Raw genomic sequence first — 21054 nt, 5'->3', positions numbered from 1 at the left:
CTCCGGGCTCAGGAGAACGGCAACAGGCTGACCACACCTGTTCCGGTCGGCTGCCGGTGCACGAGTCCCCCGGGGTTCCCCTGCGCGCCGCTGGGCGGGCGCCGGCGGTCTGCTGTTGCGGCCACCGGCGCCCGCCTCGGTCCGGCTCCGGGTACGCGGCGATCAGAATTCGGCGCCGGCCCCGGCGGCGGCCGGTTCCTTTTCCTCGGGCTTGTCGGCGATGACGGCCTCCGTGGTGAGGAACAGCGCGGCGATGGAAGCGGCGTTCTGCAGCGCGGAGCGGGTCACCTTCGCCGGGTCGATGATGCCCGCGGCCAGCATGTCCACGTACTCACCGGTCGCGGCGTTCAGACCGTGGCCGACGGCCAGCGTACGTACCTTCTCCACCACGACACCGCCCTCCAGGCCGGCGTTGCGGGCGATCTGCTGCAGCGGAGCGGTCAGCGCGCGGCGGACCATCTCCACACCGGTCCGCTCCTCGTCGTCCACCTCCAGCTTCTCGAACGCCTTCTCGGACGCCTGCAGCAGGGCCACGCCGCCACCGGCGACGATGCCCTCCTCGACGGCCGCCTTCGCGTTGCGGACGGCGTCCTCGATGCGGTGCTTGCGCTCCTTGAGCTCCACCTCGGTGGCGGCGCCGGCCTTGATCACGGCCACGCCGCCGGCGAGCTTGGCCAAGCGCTCCTGCAGCTTCTCGCGGTCGTAGTCGGAGTCCGAGCGCTCGATCTCGGCGCGGATCTGCTTGACCCGGCCCTCGATCGCGCTGCCGTCGCCGGCGCCCTCCACGATGGTGGTGTCGTCCTTGGTGACGACCACCTTGCGGGCCCGGCCCAGGACGTCCGTGCTGACGTGCTCGAGCTTCAGGCCGACCTCGTCCGAGACGACCGTGGCCCCGGTGAGGACCGCCATGTCGGCGAGCATGGCCTTGCGGCGGTCGCCGAAGCCCGGGGCCTTGACGGCCACCGACTTGAACGTGCCGCGGATCTTGTTGACGACCAAGGTCGCCAGCGCCTCGCCATCCACGTCCTCGGCAACGATCAGCAGCGGCCGGCTCTCCTGCATCACCTGCTCCAGCAGCGGCAGCAGGTCCTTGACCGCACTGACCTTGGAGCCGACGAGCAGGATGTAGGGGTCCTCCAGGACCGCTTCCATGCGGTCGGTGTCGGTGACGAAGTAGGGCGAGATGTAGCCCTTGTCGAAGCGCATGCCCTCGGTGAGCTCCAGCTCCAGGCCGAAGGTGTTGGACTCCTCGACGGTGATGACGCCTTCCTTGCCGACCTTGTCCATGGCCTCGGCGATCAGCTCACCGATCGCCCGGTCCCCGCCCGCGGACACCGCGGCCGTGTTGGCGATCTCCTCCTTGGTCTCCAGCTCCTTGGCCTGCTCCAGCACGGCCGCGGATACGGCCTCGACGGCCTTCTCGATACCGCGCTTGAGAGCCATCGGGTTGGCGCCTGCGGCGACGTTGCGCAGCCCCTCCTTGACCAGGGCCTGGGCGAGCACGGTCGCGGTGGTCGTACCGTCACCGGCGACGTCGTCCGTCTTCTTGGCGACTTCCTTGACCAGCTCGGCGCCGATCTTCTCGTACGGGTCCTGAAGCTCGATCTCCTTGGCGATGGAGACGCCGTCGTTGGTGATCGTGGGGGCGCCCCACTTCTTGTCCAGGACCACGTTGCGGCCCTTGGGGCCGAGCGTCACCTTCACGGCGTCCGCGAGCTGGTTCATGCCGCGCTCCAGAGCGCGGCGCGCCTCCTCCTCATAAGCGATGATCTTCGCAGTCATCGGTACGGTCTCCTCTGCATCGAATCCTTGAGTCGATGACGGTGGCCCGGGATGACGCCCGCGACGTTCACCCGCGCGCCGGAGGTTTCCCTCACGGCCGCACGAGCACGTCACCCGACCCAGCCGTTAGCACTCTCACTGTGAGAGTGCTGATTCCTCGTCTAGCACTTCGGCCTGCTCGGGGGCAAGTCGCCGCCTCGGACAGCCGCGCCCGGTCAGCCGTTGCGCGTCCGAGAGGGACCGGCAGGGCTGCCGGGACGGAGCGGGTTCCTCGGGGGGAGCCGGTCCGGTGACCTCCAGATGGCCGGGCGCAATTCCTCCTGAGAAGCGAGTTCCAAACCGCGTGACCCGTGGCCGCGCCGCAGCCGGTTCCGACGGAACCCCTGGGCGTCAAGGCGCGGCTCCGCCCGGGTGCTGTCGTGCGGATCCCGGTGGATCCTCGCACCGGCCACTGATAGCGAGCCGTCCTCTACGATCGACCTGTTCACGTACCCATGGGAGGGGGGTAAGGTCCGTGCTGCTCACAGATCTGGTCGAGGTGACGTCACCGGACGAGCTGGGGGAACTGCTCGGCGAGCCGACACCGGGCGCGCTGGTCAAGGTCCGGCCAAGCCTGCACGAGCACGACCGCCAGTGGCTGGCCGCGTCGCCGCTGTGCATGGTGGCGACCTCGGGCGCCGACGGCAGCTGCGACGCGTCACCGAAGGGTGACCCGGCCGGGTTCACGCTCGTGCTCGACGACACGACGATCGCGATCCCCGAACGTCCCGGGAACCGCCGGGCCGACGGGTTCCGCAACATCCTGGCCAATGCCCACGTGGGGCTGCTCTACCTGATCCCCGGCCGCCCCGACACGCTGCGCATCAACGGCCGTGCGCGCATCCTGCGCGATGCGCCCTTCTTCGACGACATGGTGGTGAAGGGGAATCGTCCGCAGCTGGCCCTGCTCGTCGAGATCGACCAGGTCTTCTACCACTGCCCGAGAGCCCTGCTGCGCGGCGGAGTCTGGCAGCCGGAGACCTGGCGGCCGGAAGCGGCGCCGTCCCGCGCGGTGCTCGCGAAGGCGCACGATCGCCGTTCGGAGAGCGTGGAGGACCTGGAGGCGTACTACGGCTCGCAGTACCTGGAGCGCCTGTACCAGTAACTGATCGTGTCGGAAGCGATTTCCAAGCCGCGTGACACGCCTCGCGCTGGATCGTTCATACGGACCGATCTCGTTCGGGTGACCGCTCGGCGGTGGATGCTTGGGTGAAGGGCCCCGGCCGAGCGGCGGTGGTGGTCTTTCCCCCGACGGTGTGGCCGTATCCGGGGGTGCCCCAGATCCCGGAGACGGCGCCGGCCAGGGTGGTCAGGACCGCGCTGGCGTCCCACTCCGCGGTGCGCGGCCGGGCGCCGGTGCGCTCGGCGACCCTGCGGTAGAACTCCTCGATCCCGAAGCTCTCGGCGATGCCCTCTTCCCCGGTACCCAGTCAGCTCCGCGAGGCGGGCAACGGCGGCTTGCCTGCCGGGGCGGATGCATCCCGTACGCCGCACCCCGGCGTCGATGCGCTCCTCACGGGCGGGGCCGGCCCGGTGACCTCCACGGTGGCCGGGCGCAGCACGTTCTCGCCCAGACGGTAGCCGGGACGCAGGACCGCCGAGCACACCAGGCGGTCCGCAGCGGGGACAACATGGTGCGTCAGAGCGTCGTGGCAGGCGGGGTCAAACAGATCGCCCACCTCACCGAACGACGTGACGCCCAGCGAGCCGAGCTGCTCCTGCAGGCTGTCGCCGATGTCCTTCAGACCGGGCGTCAGCGCACCCGGGCGCGGAAGGCCGAGGTGATCACCTCGGCTGTCGCCGAGGGCTCCACCCCAGCACCGCACACAGGTCTCCGCCCTGGTCCCGTGCCGGCATCCCGCCACCTCCTCGCCCACTGCGAGCTGCGACTTCACCCTTACTTGCCTCAATTCCTGAGGTAAAACCCGAGTCTCATCTTGTCGAGGATTGATAGGGGAGGTATAGGGGTTTCGGAGGCATCCCGGACTCCTGAGCCCGGAATGGGCCCCGCGGGAAGCAAGCGGAAGAAGTGCTACGCCTGGTATGCCCCGAAGGGCGGGTGGAGCGGCTCCTGCGCGACAGCGGACTCGCCCAGGCCCTGCCCGTCTCCCCCTCCCTCGAGGCCGCGCTCACAGCGCCCCGGACCACAGTCGCCAACCGGATGGGAGGTGCCCTGCCGTGATCACCGAACTTGCCGTCGAACGAGTCGAGTTCATCTGCGGCTCGTGCTGGCACCGCTGGAGTGTCGACTACGACGTGCAGCGCTACCGGGACGCCCTCGATGCCGAGTGGGAGGTCTTCTACCGCGACAACACGGCGGTTTCCTCCCCCTACACGCCGCAGGGCGCTCCGCCTTGCGAACACTGCGGTCGGCGCTGGGTCGGGCGCCTCGTGGCGCGCCGCCCCGTGCCCCTGCCCGACGCCGAAGGGCCGCGCAGCCGCGTTCCGGCCGAAGGCGAGCACCGCCCCGAGCGGCACACCGCACCGATGCTGCACGCCGCCGGCCATCCCCAGCCGCACGCGCGAGCCGAGCATCCGTCCACGGAAACGTCCTGATCGGCTAGTCGGCCAGGGACGATCACCGTATGCAACCGCACCTGCCCCCGTACGGCGCGCACCGCACGGGGGCAGGGCTCACTGTCCGAGCTGGGGTCACTGTCCGGAGGTGATCTCGATGCGGCGTGATGTGGTGGCTTCCGCCTTCGGTACCTTGACGGTCAGCACACCGTTGTCGAGGGTGGCCTCGACGTCCTCGGGGCTGATGTCGCCGGGCAGCGCGGCGCGGTACTCGAACCGGCCGGTCCTGCGGGTGCTGCGGCGCAGGATGCCGGTGCGCTCGCGTTCTTTGAACTCGCCGGTGATGGTCAGTTCGCGCTCGGTCATCTCGATGTCGAGATCCTCGCGCTTGACGCCTGGCACCTCAACTTCGACCAGGTAGGCGTCATCGGTTTCCGACAGGTCCGCCAGCGGCGACCAGGCCATGCCCTCCGTCATGGGGCCCAGGGCGCCGCCCATGGTGGACTCCAGGAGGGTGCCCATCCTGCCGAAGAGGTCGTTGAACTCGGCGAGAGGATCCGTGCCCCAGCCCGGGAACCGCCGTTCAGCCAGGGGCCCGCCGCGTCGCCCAGGCAGTGTCATGGTCCCTCACCTCCACACAAACGCACCTTCTGTCACTTTCAGCGTATTCCCGGCGGTGCTTCGCGGCACGGCCGCATCCCGGCCGCACAAGGAAGCACTGTGGTCGCACTCGTGACGTCAAGGAAAGCACCTCCTCATGGGTGATCATGTGCATGTGCGACTCAGTCAGGGGCTGAGCGTGTCGGAAGAGGGGGAACTGGTCGAGTACTCGCGTTGCCGGTGCGGTGCCACCTTCACCAAGGTGTTCGATGCCGACGGCGAGGGGCCGGAGTACCCGGGCCGGTCGTCCTGATTCGTGCCTGTGTCAACGGGGCCGGCGCTTGCCGTTGATCGCGGGTCGGGCCATCGAGGGGGCGGACGACCTGCCCCGAGGGACCGGGGCCGCGACTGTGCTCAGCCTCGGGGCTGGTGCGCGTTCGCGCTCTCTGAAGCCTGTGACCGTCCAGGACGTTCGAGTGGGGCTTTCAACGGCGTGCCGGTGACGGCTGTACGTGGCTGGCCGCGCGGTGCCCGAGACGACTCGGCCGTCACACCCGCCCTCACCCGGACGGTGGAACCGCCGGCAGACTGTCTCCACACCTGCGGCAGCGGGTAAAGCCGGGATCCTGTGCCGTGGGGCCCGCAGGGGGAGCGCGCTCCCAGGCGGGTGATCTTCGCGCGGTCCGCGCAGGATGATCCCGGCTGCTCAGCCGCAGGAGGACGGTCGGCCGGGCAGCCGCTCAACACCCGCCCGATACCGCATGCAGGGAGCAGCCTCCCATGGCGATGACGCAGACCTTGATACCGGTGCTGGAGGATGCCCGCCACGCTCATGCCGCAGCGCGTGACCGACTGCGGGCGGATGCGGCGCTCGCGCCGCCCGGCACCCACCGGCAGATGCTTGAGCGCCAGGCCGATGAGATGCAGGGCCGGGTGCACCGCATCGAAGGCCATGTCCGCGGACTGCGGCCCCGCGGCCTGCTCGGCGGCGCGGCCGACATGGCGCGGTTCGCCGCCCGCACCACCTTCAGAACAGCCATGCTGCCGCTGGCCATCGGGCAGAAGACGGTGACAGGGGTGATGCACGGCCGAGGGCCAGCCGACGACCAGCAGTTGCTGAGGAACACCGAGGACGAGTACGCCGCTGCTGCCCGGGCCCTGGCCAGCGCTCTGGCCGGCGAGGTCCTCGCCGACCAGGCGCAGGACCACACCACCCTCCACCTGCTGCAGGAACTCCGCGACCAGGACCAGGAGCTGCTGGCACTGCTCGAGGACTACCTCGCCCGACAGGCCCGAACCGTGGCCGCCGCAGGCGACGGCTTCCGCGTGGAACAGACGGCCAATGGCGGCCTCGCCCATGCGGCCACCCGCCCGCTGCGGGCCGTCGCCGACCTGCTGCGCCAGGCGGCACGCCCCGGGCAGAGGCCCGAAGACGAAAGGCCGGGGGCGGAGGAGCCGGAAGTGACCGCTGCGGCCGAGCAGATCCAAGGCGCGGTCAGCAGCGAGGAAAGCCTGCCCATCGTCGGCTTCAGCCAGCTCAGCGTTGAGGACATCGAGCGGCGCCTGCCCTCTTTGACCGAGTCCGACCTGCGCGTTCTCGAGGGATACGAGCGCACGCACGCGCGCCGCAAACATGTCCTGGAAGCCATCGAGCGGCTGAGCTCCAGCCGGCCCTGACCGCACAGCCGCGCCCCGCCGAGCCCCACCCGCTTCCCACGCCACACCGTCGCGAGCGGCGCGGCTCCTTCGTTCTTGAGCCGCGCTCCCGGCGTGCAACACGGTCGCGGAAATACACCGGTGTCATTCGTGGCAGCACAAACCGGCCTTCAAGGCCACGCTGCGAGCCGGACACGCACCCGGCCTGTTCACGGGCGACATCCCCGATGTGCCGGTCCCCATCGCCTGGGGCCCCCGCGACCGCATCCTGCCACCGCGGCAGGCGGCCCGGGTCCGCGCCATGATCCCTCAGGCACGACTGGTACCGCTGCCCGGCTGCGGACATGTGCCCATGCTGGACGCACCGGAACTGATCGCCCACACGATCCTCAAAGCCACCCAGCCGGCCCGGCAGGCGTGACGCTGACTCATCCGGTCCGCCGCGGCGGTCGGGAATGACGCCGACTTGATGCAAGCCGGTGACATCGGCCGGAACCGGTGGCGGTCCGGGCGAGCGAGAAGAAGGGACGGCCGGCTCATGCGGCGAAAGCGCCGGCCGCCGTTGCGCTGCCCATCCTCGGCCCTCGGGGAGAGGAGCGGCGTTCGGCTTCCACCGTGCAGGAGCACAGTGGGACCGGCGAGCTGGACGCGGCCAGTAGTTGCCGGAACGCGAGTGGCCGCTCGCAGCAGAGCATAGGTACAGGTCAAGGAGTGTCCCCGCCCGGTAGACCTATTACTCATCATTCGGCGCATCAAGGCACGTAGCCAGACGCCCCTTGCGAGAACGTGCCCCATCAGGTGAAGGGACGCGTATGAGGTACGACGAGTTTCTGGCACGCCAGCGCGTTCATGAGACAGTCCTGGACTCCGCAGGGAAGAAAGTGATCAAGGTTGCGGTGTCCTCCGGGTCCACCACTCGGACTGCTGCCTCAGTGATGTGTGGCGTAGAGAAGTCGACCGCCTTGGGGTGCGGGACCATGTGGCGCAGGACGACCGGGTAACGCGGTGACTGACCCCCGACGGCGACGACCACCACGTCGTCCTTCGGATCATAGGTGAGGTAGGAGAACGGCAGCCGTTCCGCTTCGTGCTGGCTTCCGATCGAGGGATCCACCACTTCAATGGTGACCAGTTCACCGCTGTGTGCATCGGTGACCTCGTCGAGCATGGACCGCCATCCCGCACGGTCGGACATCGAGGTGTCGGCCATTATGGTGCCTCCCTCCGTGCCCCTTGTGATGGCTTCTGTCGTCAATCGTCCCCGATGCTGTCCTGTGCGGCCACCGTCCGTTCCGAGTGCCGGTGCGGCGGCGTCTGCTTCCCTCAGGGCAAAGAGCCGTTCGACGGACAAAGTCCGTCCTGCGTTCCGATCCTTGGTTCGAGGGGACACCGGCACAACTCGCCTCCGGGCCGACCAGCCAGAGCGTCAGTGGTCCCGACTGGAGCTCACCACGAAGAGTGCTCCGTCAGGATCGCGCAGCACCGCCTCGTGTTCGCACTCCGCAAGGACGTCACCGCCGTGCTCTCGTGCGGCTCGCGCACACCCCGACACGTCTGCCACCACGAAGTGGACCTGCCAGTGAGGCCGGACCGAGCGATCAGGCGCTGTATCCACGGCGCCAGACTCGATGCGCGCCACGACGGAACCCTGGCTGCGCAGCACCACCTCTTCCCCTTCGTACTCCACCTCGCAGCAGCCAGAGCGACCCGAGGCCCAGCCGAGGATCTCGCCGTAGAAGATCGCCGCATCGAAAGCGTCGCGAGTGTGGAGGGTGACGAACACCGGTGCCGCCTGCCGCCACGCCTCCCACTCGGTGACGAGCCTGCCCTGCCATATCCCGAAGATGGCCCCGTCGCGGTCGGCGAGCAGCGCCGCCCTGCCGGGCGCAAAGGAGATCGGCCCCACGGCCACGGTCCCGCCACGCTCCCGTACGCGGGCGACCGTCTCGTCCGCGTCTGCGGCGGCGAAGTACGGCGTCCAGGTCACCGGCATATGCCAGACAGTGGCCATCCCCGCGACCCCGGCGACGGGTATCCCGTCCGCCAGCGCGGTCAGGAAGCGGTCACCCAGTCTGGCAGTGCGCCACTGCCAGCCCAGTACGGCACTGTAGAAACGCTGCGTGGTGTCGAGATCGCGGCTGGTCAGGCTCACCCAGCACGGTGCGCCGAACACGGAATTCGTGTACACGACGTCCGTTCCGGTGGAAGAACGTGGCGTGCCGTGTTCCATGGCCATCGCACCCCGGTTTCCATGCAGACAGCGAGCGATCTCACTCAAGTGTCCAGCCGGAGTTCTGACCCCGCACATCGCCTGCGGGCGATGACCCTTGGCAGCGGCTTCCCACCCCCCATCCGGCGGACATCGCCCGCCTGGCCCCTCTCGTTGTTCTCCCGTGGCAGCACAGCGGCCTGGCACAGGAGTGCCGTACACGGAACTGCGGGAGCGGCTGCAGAGTGTCCTGGCACTCAGCGAGCCCGCGTTCATGGGACGGCTGGGTGTTGCCGGGGATGACAGCCCTACGGAGGACGATTCTCCGCGCTTGGAGGGGCGCGCGACGATCGCGACGCCGTCGGACGCTGACATCTCCGCGTGAGGCAGCCCGCCCTTATGCGGGCCTGAGGAGCCCTGTCCGGTCACCGGTATGGGCCGGTGCGCTCGGCGAGTGGTGCTGGCTCGTCTCCGTTACGGCGTGTCGGGGCGGGACTCATAGTGCAGGCTGTGGAAACGACCGGCCTCCTCACGCCCGGCAGGGTCATGACCGAGCGCCCGTACTGCCTCGATCGCATACTGCCGTTCCTGCTCGTCGGTGAAGAGGCGTTGCGGATACGCACGAGAGGCATCGAGGGTGGTACGCAGACCGTGCGAGGCCAAGGTCTGGACGATCGGGTGGTAGGACACCGTCCGCAGCACGAATGCGCTGACCCATACCGGTCGCTGCGCGTAGTTCAGCAGTGCGGCGAACGTGCGGGCGGTGATGTAGCTGCCGCCGCCTGTCAGCGTGATGAGGCCGACCTCGGCGAGCGCACGCCTGAGCCCAGGACTGGGTGAGCACTGCTCCAGGTCGTCGGTGAAGGTGGCGTCCAGGAGCCCCACCTCCAGTGCGTAGTGCACGGCAGGAGCCGAGATGTCGAGGCCGAATACCGGCAGGGCGTCCGGTCGGCGCCGCTCGGCATAGAACTGCTTGTCCGATACCGCGAGCTCCGCTGTCGACATCGTCTGGCAATCTGGGGAGGTGTACCGCTGGTACAGCTCCGCCAGCGTCACCTCGTGGTTGAGCAGCGCGGCGTTGATCCCGTACGAGCAGCACAGGTCCAGCACCGCGGGTCGGCCGGCGTGGCCGTCATCGAGCGCGGCCCGTTCGGCGGCGACGCGCCTGAAAACCGACTGGGCATGGTGCGGGATCTCGTACTCCAGCGGAGCAAGCCGTCCGAAGTATGCGCGAGGGTCCGGCCGCTGGTAGATGTCGTCGAACCGCGCCTTGCCGCCGCTCTCACGCGCAGTACCGCCAGTGCCCGACCCGACCATGTGGCACTCCTCCTCACAGCGCATCCGGTACGTCCATGATGACTATCCCGCGCGAGGGTCCGGCGGCCTAGGTGGGCTCGTCGAGCCGTTGAGCGACGCGGCGAAGACTCTGGCTGACGAGCTCCTTCAGATGCCAGGGCAGGCTCTCCGGTCTCCGGCTACGGCTACGGCTTGATTTCTTCCAGTAGCTCAGGGCCGTTGTTGCGGACGTCGTTGACGGCGGTGGTAACGGGCCGGGCTTTCAGGTGGCCGCCTGCGGGCGGGGTGAGCAGTGCGCGTAGTTGGTCGGCGTCCTGCCGGCGGGAATCGAGCCAGGCGTCGTAGTGATCGGGGCTGACCTCAAGGGGCATACGAGGGTGGATGCGGCCGGCGGCGTCGGTGGCGCCGTGGTGAGGATCGTGGAGGTCATGAGCCATCTTCGTGTCCGTCGCCCACGACGGCACCAGCCCCCACCGCAGTGGCCGCAGCTGGCGTCGGACTAGGGGCTCGGCGTCGCTGTTGCGCCGGGTGCGTTCCAGGACGGCCCACACGTCATCGGTCGGGGCGACGTTCCAGCTCGGCGCGAGAGCCTCTTCCGGGTTCCAGTCGGTGACGTGGAAGAGCCGGGCCAGCTCCTTGGGGCTGCGGGTGGAGACATAGCGGCCGCACATACCGTCACTCTGCCACCGTCTTCAGGACCCGATCGACGCCATAGCGGTCTGCAATCTCACGACACGCGTTCGACGGGCTCCTCACGCTTCTCCAACCCGCACAGCGTCAGGCCCTCATCCACCACAAGCACGTGCCACACCGGTTCTCCCCAAGTGTCCGCGCCGCACCACATTTCGTGCATGGTCGATTCCATCCCTCGGTATGGATGCAAGGAACTCTCCGCATCATCATGGGCCGCAAGGACGGGTGCCTCGTTGGCCCGGCCCTTCTCTGAAGCAAGCTCGACGGCGTTGCTGCCAGGTACTCAGGCGTGGCACCGCGCCTGCGATGCAGGCCCCCGGGCTTGTGCGCCGGGGCCTGGAGCGGTTGGTCGCTGTTCAGCTGCCGAGTTCCTTGCGGTCGCTGCCGCCGCTGATCGCGATCTTGCGGGGCTTGGCCTGCTCGGCGACCGGGATCTGCAGCTTGAGAACGCCTGCCTCGTAGGAGGCTTCGATGCGCTCGGTGTCGAGGGTGTCGCCGAGGAACAGCTGGCGGCTGAACGTCCCTGCAGGCCGCTCGGTGATCACCGTGTCGATGCCCTCGCCGTACGTCGGCTTGCGTTCGGCCTTGACGGTCAGGACGTTGCGCTCGACATCGAGGTCGATGGACTCCGGGTTCACGCCCGGCAGGTCCAGCTCCACGAAGAACGTGTCGCCCGCGCGCCAGGCGTCCATCGGCATGCCGGCCGGGTGCGCGGCCGGGCCCCAGACCCGTTCGACGAGCCGGTCAAGCTCGCGGAAGGGATCCGTACGCATCAGCATCTTCATCCCTCCTAGTCCTCGTTCCCTACACCTTCGCTCGACTTCTGCTATACCACGCTATCGGAAAGTTGACACCGATAGACTCAACTTTTGGCTGCTCTCTGGGACGCGCCAGATCGTCGCCGATGCGCAGGCCCGCCGCCATCCGCCACCTCCTTCCAGCGCGCCTGAACGCCCCGTCGGCCCGTCGGCAGCTGGGCGTTCAGGCGCATCGGGAACACGGTCAATGGGCCACGCGGGCACCGGCCGCCGATCGCGGCCACGACCGGCTGCCCTGCTCGCTGTATGCGCGGTACTCCCGCCAGGCCGCAGCCAACCAGAGACCGCCCGCGACCAGTGCGTAAACACCCAGGACGGAGGCGATGGCCACCGCACCGGCATCCGGGCGCAGCCACAGCAGCACGCCCGCCCCCACGGACACGACAGCGGAGGCGCGCCAGAACCACGCGTGGGGCAGCTCATGCCGCATGCGCGTGGCGACCCACAGTTCCAAGCAGCCCGTGACAATGGCCCACGCGCCGGCCATGACCACCAGGGTCAGCGCCGTAAGGCCCGGCCACAGAACCGTCGCCACACCGGCCCCGATGCCCAGCACACCGGCACCCGCACAGACCAGCGCGGGCCGACGCTCGTGCCGGTGCCGCCATGCCGAACCCATGAGCACCACACCGTCCACCAGGGCGTAGGCGCCGAACGCCCAGGCCAGAGCCAGCACCGTCAGCTGCGGCCAGACCAGCGTCAGTGCGCCGAAGACAACTGCTGCGGCACCACGTGCGGCCAGCAGCCAGACCCTCTTCAAGCTTTCCGTCACCAGCAGCCCTCCTTTCCGGCCTTCTTTGCGTCGACCGCCTCAGGCGAGACCGTCGACGCGATCGAACGCTTACTGAACGTAGTAGAAGATTGAGTCGCGAGGTGTCAACTTCATCCAGTCGCCACTTGTCAACTATCCGACGGTGGGCTATACGGATAAGCGGTCTTCGTTCGTCGGACCGCTCCCCAAAGGCGGCCCGACATGCAGGAGTGAAGGGAGAAGTGGGAAATGCTTGCGCGCACCGGCGCCACCCTGGGCGATTTCGACCGGCTCACGCATCACCTCGCGCATGCCGCCAGCACGGGAACCGCCATCCCGGCGGATGCCTGGCGTGACGACGACGCGCTCTACCTTCAGTTCGACCTGCCCGGGATGGACCGCTCCGGCATCAGCCTGACCATGGAGCGGGACACGCTGGTCCTGACTGCCGAGCGCCGCTCCCCGATCCCGGACGGCGCCCCCCGGTCCTCACCGAGCGGCCCACAGGACGGTTCATCCGGCGCCTGACCTTGTCCGATGCCCTGGACACCGAAGCCGCCGAGGCGGCTTACGACAACGGCGTCCTCACCCTGCGCGTTCCGGTGGCCCCACACGCCAAGCCCCGCAAGATCGCCATATCCGGCGGTGGCGCACCCAAGCGGCTCACGCCCTGACGACCGTCCCGCTCTTGGCCGGCGTCACCGCCAGTGCCTGGGCCTGGTGCGCCGGAGGCCGCCGTCCCAGCCCGCCCGACCACGGCACCCGGGAGGACCTCGACCGCTATCCGCCACTGCGGACCGTGCTGAGCACCAGCGAGGGCTGCGGGGCGACCGTCGCCCCAGGGGCCGTAGGCCGCTCCTTGCCGTAAGCCCGTAAGCATTGGGTAGCCGTGGCTCGGATGACCGGTGACGTGCCTGGCCGCGGTCATGCCCCGGCGGCACCGCAGAAGGAGGGGATCGCATGACCGGCATCGAGGCGGAGCGCGCAAGCGCCACGTCCGCTGATCCGCGAGCATCCGCAGCTGTGGCGGTGGCGGTGGCGCCACGGTGGCGTACCTGGCTCCTGGAGGGGCTGAGCGAGCAGACGGCCCGGCATCCCGGTCCGCACCGCACGCCGCACCCCGAGCAGGAAGGCCACCGGTGGTGGCGGGTGATGTGCCTGACCGGTGTCGACTACTTCTCCACCCTCGGATACCAGCCGGGCATCGCCGCGCTCGCCGCCGGCCTGCTGTCCCCGCTGGCCACCCTGGTCCTGATCGCGCTGACCCTGGGCGGCGCGCTGCCGGTCTACCGGCGCGTGGCACGTGAGAGCCCGCACGGCGAGGGGTCGATCGCCATGCTGGAACGGCTGCTGCCCTGGTGGCCGGGGAAGATCTTCGTCCTGGTACTCCTCGGCTTCGCAGCCACCGACTTCATGATCACCATCACGCTGTCGTCCGCGGACGCCGCCGCGCACGTGGCCGAGAACCCCTTCGCCCCCAACTGGCTGCACAGCGCGCACCTGTGGATCGCCCTCGTCCTCATCGGCGCGCTCGGAGCCGTCTTCCTCAAGGGCTTCCGCGAGGCCATCGGCATCGCGGTGGCCCTGGTGGGCACCTACCTCGCCTTCAACGTCGCCGTGCTCGCCGTCGCGGCCTGGCAGATCATCGGCCACCCCGTCACGATCCGCGACTGGGCGCAGGCCATGACGGCAGCGCACTCCTCGCCCCTGGCCATGGTGGGCGTCGCCGTGCTGGTCTTCCCGAAGCTGGCCCTGGGCCTGTCCGGCTTCGAGACCGGTGTCGCGGTGATGCCGCAGATCCAGGGCGACCCCGCGGACAGCCACGACAAGCCCGAGGGCCGCATCCGGGGCACGCGCCGGCTGCTGACCACGGCCGCCCTCACGATGAGCTGTCTGCTGCTGCTGTCCAGCCTGGCGACGACGGTCCTCATCCCGCAGGACGCCTTCAAGAGCGGCGGACCGGCCAACGGCCGTGCGCTCGCCTACCTCGCCCACCACTACATGGGCCAGGCTTTCGGCACGGCGTACGACGTTTCCACCCTCGCGATCCTGTGGTTCGCCGGGGCCTCCGCGCTCGCCGGCCTGCTGAACCTCGTCCCGCGCTACCTTCCCCGCTATGGCATGGCTCCGGAGTGGACACGTGCCGTGCGCCCGCTGGTGCTGGTTTTCACAGCGGCGGCCGTGCTGATCACCGTGTGGTTCCACGCGAACGTGGACAAGCAGAGCGGAGCCTATGCGACCGGCATGCTGTGCTGATGCTCTCGGCGTCCTTCGCCTCCACCGTCGCGGCGCACCGCGGGGGCCACACGCGGGCGAGTGCCGGCTTCGCCGTGATCACCGCCGTCTTCTGCTACACCCTCGTCGCCAACGTTGCCGAGCGACCCGACGGCATGAAGATCGCGGCGATCTTCATCCTGGCGATCCTGGTCACCTCCTTCGGCTCGCGCGTGCACCGGGCGTTCGAACTGCGCGTCGGCGAAGTCATCCTTGATGACCAGGCGCAGCGGACGCTCGACGAGGCTGCCGCTGCGGGCCCCGTGCATCTGATGGCGCACGACCCGCGGGAGGGAAGCAGTCGATCTCGGTTCGGGCAGGACGTCCAGGCAGGACAGATGTCGGAGGCGGGGCGGCCGCCGCTGCTTCTGGAGGTGTTCGTGCGGGACTCGTCGGACTTCACCGCGGACGTCACCGTACGCGGCGTCGAAAGGGAGGGGGTGCGGCTGCTGCAGGCCCAGGGGCCGACGGTGCCCAACACCATCGCGGCGATCCTGCTGGCCCTGCGCGACCGTACAGGCGAGGTGCCCCATGTGTACTTCAGCTGGACCGAGGGCGGCCCGATCAGCCACCTGATCCGCTTCCTGGTCTTCGGTGACGGAGAAGTGGCTCCAGTCACCCGCGAGGTACTGCGCCGCGCCGAGCCTGCCCCTGAACGCAGGCCCCGCGTCCACGTCAGCTGACCCACAGCCGACCCACCCAAGTGGTCGGCCCGGTCTGAGGCTCGTCAGGGCGCCGGGGCAGATCACCGCACCAGTCGGCCATCTGTTGTGCCGGCGGCCACCGAAGCCCGACGGCGCACACCTTCGGCTCCTATCGGTACGCGGAGAAGATCTTCCTGGTGCTGTCGCCGGCGTTCCTCACCCACCCTGTCGCCGCCGTCCTGGCCCACCCGGGCTGGGGGCAGGCCGGAGCCCAGCTGGCCTGGCCGCACTTCGTCGCCGGCAAGGACTTCCTGCTGCTCGGGGTCACGCTGATCGGCACCACGATCACCCCGTACATGTAGTTCTCCGTCGCCGCAGCCGTCGCCGACCGCGGGATCGGCCCGGCCGAATACCCGTGGGAGAGGTCCGACACGATCGCCGGAACGATCTTCGCCAACGTCCTCAGCGTGTTCATCATCATCGCCACCGCCGCCGCGATCACCACCCGGGCACCGCTGACGACCGCGGCGCAGGCCGCCTCGGCGCTGAAGCCGGTGGCGGGCAGCTTCGCGAACAGCTCTTCGGCCTCGGGGTGCTCGGCGCCTCAGCCCTGGCAGCCGCGGTGGTCCCCCTGTCCACCTCCTACGCTGTAGCGGAAGCAGTCGGCGTGGAAAGCTCCGTCTCCCGCCGTTTCCGCGAAGCTCCTCTGTTCCTAGGGCCGTTCACGGCTCAGGTCTGCATCGGCGCCGCCATCGCCCTCATCCCCGGCAACCTGATCCAGCTCGTGGTGCGGGCCCAGGTCGTCAACGGTCTGATCACCCCCATCCTGCTCGTCTACGTCCTCACACCGGCCAACCGCCGAAGCGTCCTCGGGGACGCCGCCAACGGCCGCGTCTTCCGTGCCGTGGCCACCGTGTGCGTGTCCGTGACCGCCCTGCTGTCGGCCGTCGTCCTCCTGCAGACCCTGCTGGGCCGGCTCGGCATCGGCTGATGCACAGGCGAACCGCCGCAGGGCTGTTGGCAGACTTCGGTCGGTTGCGGCCGGGTTCCGTCAGGCCACCGCCGGTGCCGGTGTGGTGGCAGGCCGGGCGGAAGGGATGCCCGGGGCAGGGTTCGGCGCTGTCAACGGGGCAGCTGCGCAGTGACGGCGCCGAGCGGTACCGGTCGGTTGCGCGCCGGTCGCCGTCAGCAGGTGCCCGGTGCCGGTCGCGGCGAGCAGACGGGCAAGCTGCGGCCGCACTGTCCCGGACAACTTAAGGGCGCATCCGGCGCGTTGGGCTTCGCGGTGCAGGCTGAGCAGGGTCTTGAGGCCGTACCAGTCGCAGAAGGCCAGTTCGGAGACCTCCACGCGCACCACGTTCGGACGGTGTGTCAGGCAGGTCCGGACTGTCTGCACCAGCTGCTCGGCGGTGTCCAGGTCGAGTTCGCCGGCGACGTACACGGCGGCACAGTCGCTGGACAGCAGCGCCTCGATATGCAGGCCGGCCGCGGCGCGTGGCCTCATCCGGGCGGGCCCGGTCACCGGATCGCTCCCTCAACCAGCCGCCGCATCGCCGCCGGGCAAGGGGCGTCCTGCTCGATGTGTGCCGTGACCGCTCGGCGCCGTAGGCGTCCGCTCTGGCCGGCCCATACGTCGGCCCGGACGCCGAACGCCGCACTGGACAACGAGGACAACTGGCCTCTCACGTCTCGCCTTTCAACACAAAGGGGTGCCCGCAGCCGCCTCGCGACCCGGGAAGCCCCACGACCCGCATGACCGGCACCTTTTTAACTGCAACGCAGCCAAATTGACAACATCCCACTCACCTTTCACGCCAAGAGTCGACGAAAGGGAGGCTGCTCGTGGCATCAGCATTCGGAGCCGCCCACCCGGCAGAACCGTCAGTGCCCCCAGCCCCGGGCGTACCCCAGCACTTCTGTCACAACGAAGCGGACCTGCCAGAGCCAGCCAGAGCGAGCGCAGACCAGCCACGCACCGCGCTCCCTGAATGCGCACCACGACGGCACCCTCGCCGCATGCGATCACCTCATCCCTTCATGGCGAATCCCGGCCGCCGGGCAAGCCCAAGGTGTCGCACGCCTCTCTGCGCCGCCTCCAGGTTCGCCACGTTCTTCTGTGCTCCTGGGGAGCGCCCCCGCGGCCCGCAACCACGCCGGTGTTCCTGGCTCGCGGTCGGCCGTCCCGTGATCACTGTTCACCGGGAGGCGTCATGGTCGCGATAGCGCTGGTCCTGCCGGTGACAGCCTCGGACTGAAGCCGCTCGTGCGCGGCATCCCGCCCATCCGCTCCCGTCGCGGACCGCTTCCGACGACGGCCGGCGAAACTGCATGCCGACAACCACAGGCTCGGCCGTCACCGTTGGGTGGTCGAGCGCACGGTGTCGTGGCTGGCCGGGTGCCGCCGCCTGCACCGCCGCCACGAACGCAAAGCCGAGCACTTCCTTTCCTTCGTCGCCACAGCCGCAGCCCTCATCAGCTACCGGAGACCCGCCAACTGATACAACGTCAAGCGGCTACGGCGAAGTCAGATGCTGGACCGGTCGGTGTTGCTCGCGGCTCTTTGAGTACGCGTACTCATGCACCCGCGTACGCGGCAGGGAAAGGTGTGGCGACGAACGTTAAGTGTCCCGGAGAGGCGGGGAAGTGGGATCACATCGGAGGCTTGACGCTGGTGTGCTGATGGTGGGATGTGCGTTGATGATGACGGTGGTCACCGCATGCTCCCGACCGCCCGCCGACAGTGATCTGCGGGCCAAGGCTCAGGGAGCCGACGCACAGCGCATGCGCGAATCGGATGAGACGCATATCCGGGGGCTGCTGGCGCCGTTCAGTCACGTGGAGGGCCTGCACCCCGGATATACGATGTTCGAGGACAGATGCGACAAAGCCCGCGAGGGCAACTTCTTCGAGCCCGCCACGGGCCCCTTGTTGACCTGCTCGATGAGCGGGCATGCCGTGTTCGGGGTCGAGGGCGAGGTCGCCGACGTGCTGCGGCGTATCGGCGCCGCGCACATCGCGAAGTGGCAGCCCAATGTCAACGGCCCCGGGAGTGCGTCCGGGGGAACGATGGACTACGCGCTGATGTACCAGCGGATGCGGGGCGTGGAGCCCGACGGGCAACTGATGCCCGCTCCCTACCTGGAGTCGGTGGACGAAGATGTGAAGATCACATGGGACACGGTGCCCCACGGAGCCACGCCCCCTCTGTACCAGGTGGAAGGCAAGGAAACGCCCGCCTGCCCGCCGGAATCCGCCGTGTATTCCCGGTGCGACATCACCCCCCGGCGCCCCGAAGCCGTACCGTCCATCCGTGCCCGGTACGGAACGGTCCTCCAAGTGGACATCCGACCGCCTCTTTCAGACGGAACCTACTTCGAGGTGCCCCGCCCTCGGTCCTAACACTCCCGGCCAGCGTCTCGCGATCACCCGCCCGCCGCCGACCACACGCCAGCCAGTGAGTTGTCGGCGTCATTCATCTGTAGCACCAGAGAGCTCCATCGGTCGCTGTGACGGCCGTGAAGATCGGGACGCTCGCCGCGGTGGACCATCTGCAGGCCGTACGTACTGGCCAGCTCGACTGTGTCAGCAGCGGACACGGCGAACATGTGGCGGCCATCGGGCACAGGGCCGTGGCGCAGACTGACGAGACGAGGCCAGCGTCGCGTTGCCCGAGTCGTTGCCAGACCACCTCGTCAATCGGAAGTCGAACGCAACCGCGTCGCACCAGCTCCGTCGCGTAGGTGGTCCTGCCAGCCCCCGGAAGACCACACATCAGCACCACCGTGCCCCCCACCACGGCCGACCGTCCTGGTCGACCCGTGCGGTCAAGGGCATAGCCAGCTCTGTGTGAGGTGCGGATCCAAGGCGGCCGCGGATCTGCTGTGACGCGCAGTTCTCGGTGGCACAAGGATTCCGTCATCGGTGCGGCACGGGTACGCCCGCGGCGCGGAGCTTGGCCTCGGTGAGCGCGGTCAGCCGGGCCGCGACCGGTGCCTGGCCCTCGCGATGGTTGTTGATCAGCTTGTACTGGGCCGAAGCCCTGGCCCATGCCCGCAGGCTGGCGTGATCCCCCAGCAGCGCGGGGTTGGCGAGGTAGCGGTCGGCCATGGCGGTCGCGAGTTCCTCGATCCTCGGGTCGTCCGGTTCCCAGGTCTCCGCCTCCCAGCCGCGCCTGGCCAGGTCGACGTACTCGGGGTCGCCGAGGCCGTGTTCGAGCTGGTTCAGGAAGCCGTCGAACCCCTCCGGCACCAGCGCCCGGGCCAGTACCAGAGCCTCGCGTTGCGCGGACACATAGTCGGGGCCGAACCCGAGGCCGCGCATCCGGTCCAGGACCGCGCAGGCACGGTCGGGCAGCAGGGCCCGGTCGCCGTCGGCGAGCCGGTGCAGCGTGTCGCGGCGGGCCACCAGCTCATCGATGCGTTCGGTGAGCTGCCGCTCGACGTCGGCGAGCGCGGAGCCGAACCGCGCGGCGTCGGCGTCGAGCATCGGTCCGATCTCGGCCAACGGTACGCCCGCGGCGGCCAGCGTCCGTACCTGTACCAGTTGCAGCAGCTCACCGGATCCGTATCGCCGGTAGCCGGAGGTGTCACGTTCCGGCTCCGCGACCAGGCCGAGCTTGTGGTAGTGCCGCACGGTCTTCACTGTGACGCCGACGAACGCCGCCGCCTGCCCGATCGTGACCCCGTTCCTCATCGGCCCAGCTTGCCGCAGAACACCTCGGCGACGAAACGCTGTTGGGCGCTCTGGAATGCCGGCGCTATCGACATCTCGGCGTCGTCCACCCAGGTCAGCCCGGCGGTCAGGGTCGTACTGCCGTCGGCAGTGCTGTACATCAGCGCCGCCGAGCCCATGGTGGCGCCGTTGTGGTGGAAGATGGTGCCGCTCTCCGTTTCCTGCGCGAACACCCCCAGGCCGTAGCCGGCGGTCGCCTCCGGCGTGCGCATCTCGGCCAGCAGCTCGGCCGGCAGGAGCCTGCCGCCCATCAGCGCGGAAAAGTACGTGTGCAGGTCCCGAGTGGTCGAGATCATGTCACCACCGGCTCCGACCCAGGACGGGTTCTGACGGGTGACATCGACCGTCCGCTCCTGCCCGGCGTCCTCGTAGCGGTAATAGCCGTGGTCGTGCGGCTCGGGGATCTCCGGCGAGGCGCCCGGCGCCACGGTGCCGGTCATCCCCAGCGGCCCCAGGACCAGCCGCCGCAGCTCTTCGGCGAACGAACGGCCCGTCACCTTCTCGACCGCCAGCCGGGCCAGCACGTAGTTGGTGTTCGCGTAGCTCCAGCCCGTCCCCGGCGCGAACCGCGGCGGCTTGGACAACGACAGCCGCACCAGCTCCTCGGGCAGATAGGTCTTGAACCGGTTGTCCACCCACTCCTTGCCCCGCCAGGGGACCCCCAGCACGATCGTCCCGTCCTCATAGAGCTCGCCGGTGTGGTTGAAGATCCCGCTGGTGTGCTGCAGCAGCATCCGCACCGTGATCCGCCGGTCAAGCCCGAACTCGGGCAGGTAGTCATCGACCGAGGCATCCAGGCCGATCCTGCCCTCGGCCACCAGCAGGAGCACCGAGGTCGCGACGAAGCTCTTGGTACTGCTGCCGGTGCGGAAGTGCCCGTCCATCAGCGCCTTGGCGCTCCGACCCAGCTCGCGCACACCGGCGCTGCCGACCCACCCGCCCTGCTCGTCGTTCACACGCAGCTGGATCCCGAGGAAACCGGACTCGACCAACTCCTCGATCACCTCCAGGAGTCGTCAGGCGGAGGAGGGCGCGGCTGGGGGC

At 69.1% G+C, this 21054-nt stretch carries 20 protein-coding genes and 4 pseudogenes; 11 read left to right on the top strand and 13 right to left on the bottom strand.

The window, feature by feature from the left end; translation table 11 throughout:
- Window positions 1-162: 162 nt before the first annotated feature.
- Window positions 163-1782 carry a chaperonin GroEL gene (groL, locus tag ACWC94_RS07515; RefSeq protein WP_450795434.1) on the bottom strand — a complete coding sequence of 540 codons (1620 nt, stop codon included), beginning with the start codon at window positions 1780-1782 and terminating at the stop codon, window positions 163-165.
- A 514-nt stretch (window positions 1783-2296) separates the two neighbouring features.
- Here groL and ACWC94_RS07510 point away from each other — a divergent pair.
- Complete coding sequence (locus tag ACWC94_RS07510) at window positions 2297-2926, top strand: pyridoxamine 5'-phosphate oxidase family protein (RefSeq protein WP_450795433.1); 630 nt, start codon at window positions 2297-2299, stop codon at window positions 2924-2926.
- 178 nt (window positions 2927-3104) lie between these two features.
- Here ACWC94_RS07510 and ACWC94_RS07505 read toward each other — a convergent pair.
- Window positions 3105-3227 (bottom strand): annotated as a pseudogene (locus tag ACWC94_RS07505) (DUF2267 domain-containing protein); the annotation flags it as partial.
- Window positions 3228-3251: 24 nt separating this feature from the next.
- Complete coding sequence (gene grpE / locus ACWC94_RS07500) at window positions 3252-3716, bottom strand: nucleotide exchange factor GrpE (RefSeq protein WP_450795432.1); 465 nt, start codon at window positions 3714-3716, stop codon at window positions 3252-3254.
- Between the two features lie 283 nt (window positions 3717-3999).
- On the opposite strand from grpE, the gene ACWC94_RS07495 reads away from it, so the two are divergent.
- Window positions 4000-4377, top strand: coding sequence for a hypothetical protein (locus tag ACWC94_RS07495; RefSeq protein ID WP_385320018.1), 378 nt, complete (start codon window positions 4000-4002; stop codon window positions 4375-4377).
- Window positions 4378-4473: 96 nt separating this feature from the next.
- Here the strand turns inward: ACWC94_RS07495 and ACWC94_RS07490 are convergent, their stop codons facing one another.
- Complete coding sequence (locus ACWC94_RS07490; RefSeq protein ID WP_450795431.1) at window positions 4474-4959, bottom strand: Hsp20/alpha crystallin family protein; 486 nt, start codon at window positions 4957-4959, stop codon at window positions 4474-4476.
- A 154-nt stretch (window positions 4960-5113) separates the two neighbouring features.
- Here ACWC94_RS07490 and ACWC94_RS07485 point away from each other — a divergent pair, with 154 nt between their 5' ends.
- From ACWC94_RS07485 to ACWC94_RS07475, 3 genes are all read left to right on the top strand, one after another.
- Window positions 5114-5251, top strand: a complete 138-nt coding sequence (locus tag ACWC94_RS07485) for a hypothetical protein (RefSeq protein ID WP_450795430.1) — start codon at window positions 5114-5116, stop codon at window positions 5249-5251.
- Window positions 5252-5718: 467 nt separating this feature from the next.
- On the top strand, window positions 5719-6615 hold the full coding sequence (locus ACWC94_RS07480) for a hypothetical protein (protein WP_450795429.1): 897 nt from the start codon (window positions 5719-5721) through the stop codon (window positions 6613-6615).
- A gap of 112 nt (window positions 6616-6727) precedes the next feature.
- Window positions 6728-7015 (top strand): alpha/beta fold hydrolase, encoded by a 288-nt coding sequence (locus tag ACWC94_RS07475; protein ID WP_450795657.1) that lies wholly within the window; start codon window positions 6728-6730, stop codon window positions 7013-7015.
- Window positions 7016-7441: 426 nt separating this feature from the next.
- On the opposite strand, the gene ACWC94_RS07470 is transcribed toward ACWC94_RS07475, so the two are convergent.
- From ACWC94_RS07470 to ACWC94_RS07445, 6 genes are all read right to left on the bottom strand, one after another.
- Window positions 7442-7804 carry a DUF5335 family protein gene (locus ACWC94_RS07470; RefSeq protein ID WP_450795428.1) on the bottom strand — a complete coding sequence of 121 codons (363 nt, stop codon included), beginning with the start codon at window positions 7802-7804 and terminating at the stop codon, window positions 7442-7444.
- Between the two features lie 216 nt (window positions 7805-8020).
- The gene (locus tag ACWC94_RS07465) at window positions 8021-8824 is read right to left on the bottom strand and encodes a VOC family protein (protein ID WP_450795656.1); all 804 of its coding nucleotides are present in this window, start codon (window positions 8822-8824) and stop codon (window positions 8021-8023) included.
- Between the two features lie 453 nt (window positions 8825-9277).
- Window positions 9278-10120: a hypothetical protein gene (locus ACWC94_RS07460; protein WP_450795427.1), complete on the bottom strand. Its 843-nt coding sequence runs from the start codon at window positions 10118-10120 to the stop codon at window positions 9278-9280.
- A gap of 164 nt (window positions 10121-10284) precedes the next feature.
- Window positions 10285-10770, bottom strand: a complete 486-nt coding sequence (locus tag ACWC94_RS07455; protein WP_450795426.1) for an SOS response-associated peptidase — start codon at window positions 10768-10770, stop codon at window positions 10285-10287.
- Window positions 10771-11148: 378 nt separating this feature from the next.
- Window positions 11149-11571: an Hsp20/alpha crystallin family protein gene (locus ACWC94_RS07450; protein WP_450795425.1), complete on the bottom strand. Its 423-nt coding sequence runs from the start codon at window positions 11569-11571 to the stop codon at window positions 11149-11151.
- Between the two features lie 223 nt (window positions 11572-11794).
- Window positions 11795-12382 carry an HdeD family acid-resistance protein gene (locus ACWC94_RS07445; protein WP_450795423.1) on the bottom strand — a complete coding sequence of 196 codons (588 nt, stop codon included), beginning with the start codon at window positions 12380-12382 and terminating at the stop codon, window positions 11795-11797.
- Between the two features lie 228 nt (window positions 12383-12610).
- Between ACWC94_RS07445 and ACWC94_RS07440 the strand changes: the two genes are divergently transcribed.
- From ACWC94_RS07440 to ACWC94_RS07425, 4 genes and pseudogenes are all read left to right on the top strand, one after another.
- On the top strand, window positions 12611-12889 hold the full coding sequence (locus tag ACWC94_RS07440) for an Hsp20/alpha crystallin family protein (protein ID WP_450795422.1): 279 nt from the start codon (window positions 12611-12613) through the stop codon (window positions 12887-12889).
- Between the two features lie 2 nt (window positions 12890-12891).
- A complete protein-coding gene (locus ACWC94_RS07435; RefSeq protein ID WP_450795421.1) occupies window positions 12892-13035 on the top strand; it encodes an Hsp20/alpha crystallin family protein in 144 nt (47 codons plus the stop codon).
- Between the two features lie 286 nt (window positions 13036-13321).
- Window positions 13322-15318, top strand: a pseudogene (locus ACWC94_RS07430) (amino acid transporter).
- Between the two features lie 158 nt (window positions 15319-15476).
- Window positions 15477-16270: pseudogene (locus tag ACWC94_RS07425) on the top strand (NRAMP family divalent metal transporter).
- Window positions 16271-16330: 60 nt separating this feature from the next.
- On the opposite strand, the gene ACWC94_RS07420 reads toward ACWC94_RS07425, so the two are convergent.
- Window positions 16331-16801 (bottom strand): STAS domain-containing protein, encoded by a 471-nt coding sequence (locus ACWC94_RS07420; protein WP_450795420.1) that lies wholly within the window; start codon window positions 16799-16801, stop codon window positions 16331-16333.
- Between the two features lie 699 nt (window positions 16802-17500).
- On the opposite strand from ACWC94_RS07420, the pseudogene ACWC94_RS07415 reads away from it, so the two are divergent.
- Both ACWC94_RS07415 and ACWC94_RS07410 read left to right on the top strand, forming a co-directional pair.
- A pseudogene (locus ACWC94_RS07415) lies at window positions 17501-17777 on the top strand (transposase); the annotation flags it as partial.
- Window positions 17778-17952: 175 nt separating this feature from the next.
- On the top strand, window positions 17953-18678 hold the full coding sequence (locus ACWC94_RS07410; RefSeq protein WP_450795419.1) for a hypothetical protein: 726 nt from the start codon (window positions 17953-17955) through the stop codon (window positions 18676-18678).
- 516 nt (window positions 18679-19194) lie between these two features.
- On the opposite strand, the gene ACWC94_RS07405 is transcribed toward ACWC94_RS07410, so the two are convergent.
- The gene (locus tag ACWC94_RS07405) at window positions 19195-19971 is read right to left on the bottom strand and encodes a MerR family transcriptional regulator (protein ID WP_450795418.1); all 777 of its coding nucleotides are present in this window, start codon (window positions 19969-19971) and stop codon (window positions 19195-19197) included.
- Window positions 19968-21020: a serine hydrolase domain-containing protein gene (locus tag ACWC94_RS07400; RefSeq protein WP_450795655.1), complete on the bottom strand. Its 1053-nt coding sequence runs from the start codon at window positions 21018-21020 to the stop codon at window positions 19968-19970. Before ACWC94_RS07400 ends, ACWC94_RS07405 begins: the two co-directional genes overlap by 4 nt.
- Window positions 21021-21054 lie beyond the last annotated feature (34 nt).

Source organism: Streptomyces sp. NPDC001135, from assembly GCF_053598395.1.
The sequence above is the reverse complement of the archived record's forward strand: the minus strand, read 5'-3'. Positions and strand labels throughout refer to the sequence as shown.

Excerpts from the sequence above, each read along its gene's own strand:
- ACWC94_RS07490 (WP_450795431.1), bottom strand. The coding sequence starts at position 4,959 with ATGACACTGCCTGGGCGACGCGGCGGGCCCCTGGCTGAACGGCGGTTC.
- ACWC94_RS07465 (WP_450795656.1), bottom strand. The coding sequence starts at position 8,824 with ATGGAACACGGCACGCCACGTTCTTCCACCGGAACGGACGTCGTGTAC.
- ACWC94_RS07455 (WP_450795426.1), bottom strand. The coding sequence starts at position 10,770 with ATGTGCGGCCGCTATGTCTCCACCCGCAGCCCCAAGGAGCTGGCCCGG.
- ACWC94_RS07440 (WP_450795422.1), top strand. The coding sequence starts at position 12,611 with ATGCTTGCGCGCACCGGCGCCACCCTGGGCGATTTCGACCGGCTCACG.
- ACWC94_RS07460 (WP_450795427.1), bottom strand. The coding sequence starts at position 10,120 with ATGGTCGGGTCGGGCACTGGCGGTACTGCGCGTGAGAGCGGCGGCAAG.
- groL (WP_450795434.1), bottom strand. The coding sequence starts at position 1,782 with ATGACTGCGAAGATCATCGCTTATGAGGAGGAGGCGCGCCGCGCTCTG.
- ACWC94_RS07480 (WP_450795429.1), top strand. The coding sequence starts at position 5,719 with ATGGCGATGACGCAGACCTTGATACCGGTGCTGGAGGATGCCCGCCAC.
- ACWC94_RS07405 (WP_450795418.1), bottom strand. The coding sequence starts at position 19,971 with ATGAGGAACGGGGTCACGATCGGGCAGGCGGCGGCGTTCGTCGGCGTC.
- ACWC94_RS07470 (WP_450795428.1), bottom strand. The coding sequence starts at position 7,804 with ATGGCCGACACCTCGATGTCCGACCGTGCGGGATGGCGGTCCATGCTC.
- ACWC94_RS07450 (WP_450795425.1), bottom strand. The coding sequence starts at position 11,571 with ATGCTGATGCGTACGGATCCCTTCCGCGAGCTTGACCGGCTCGTCGAA.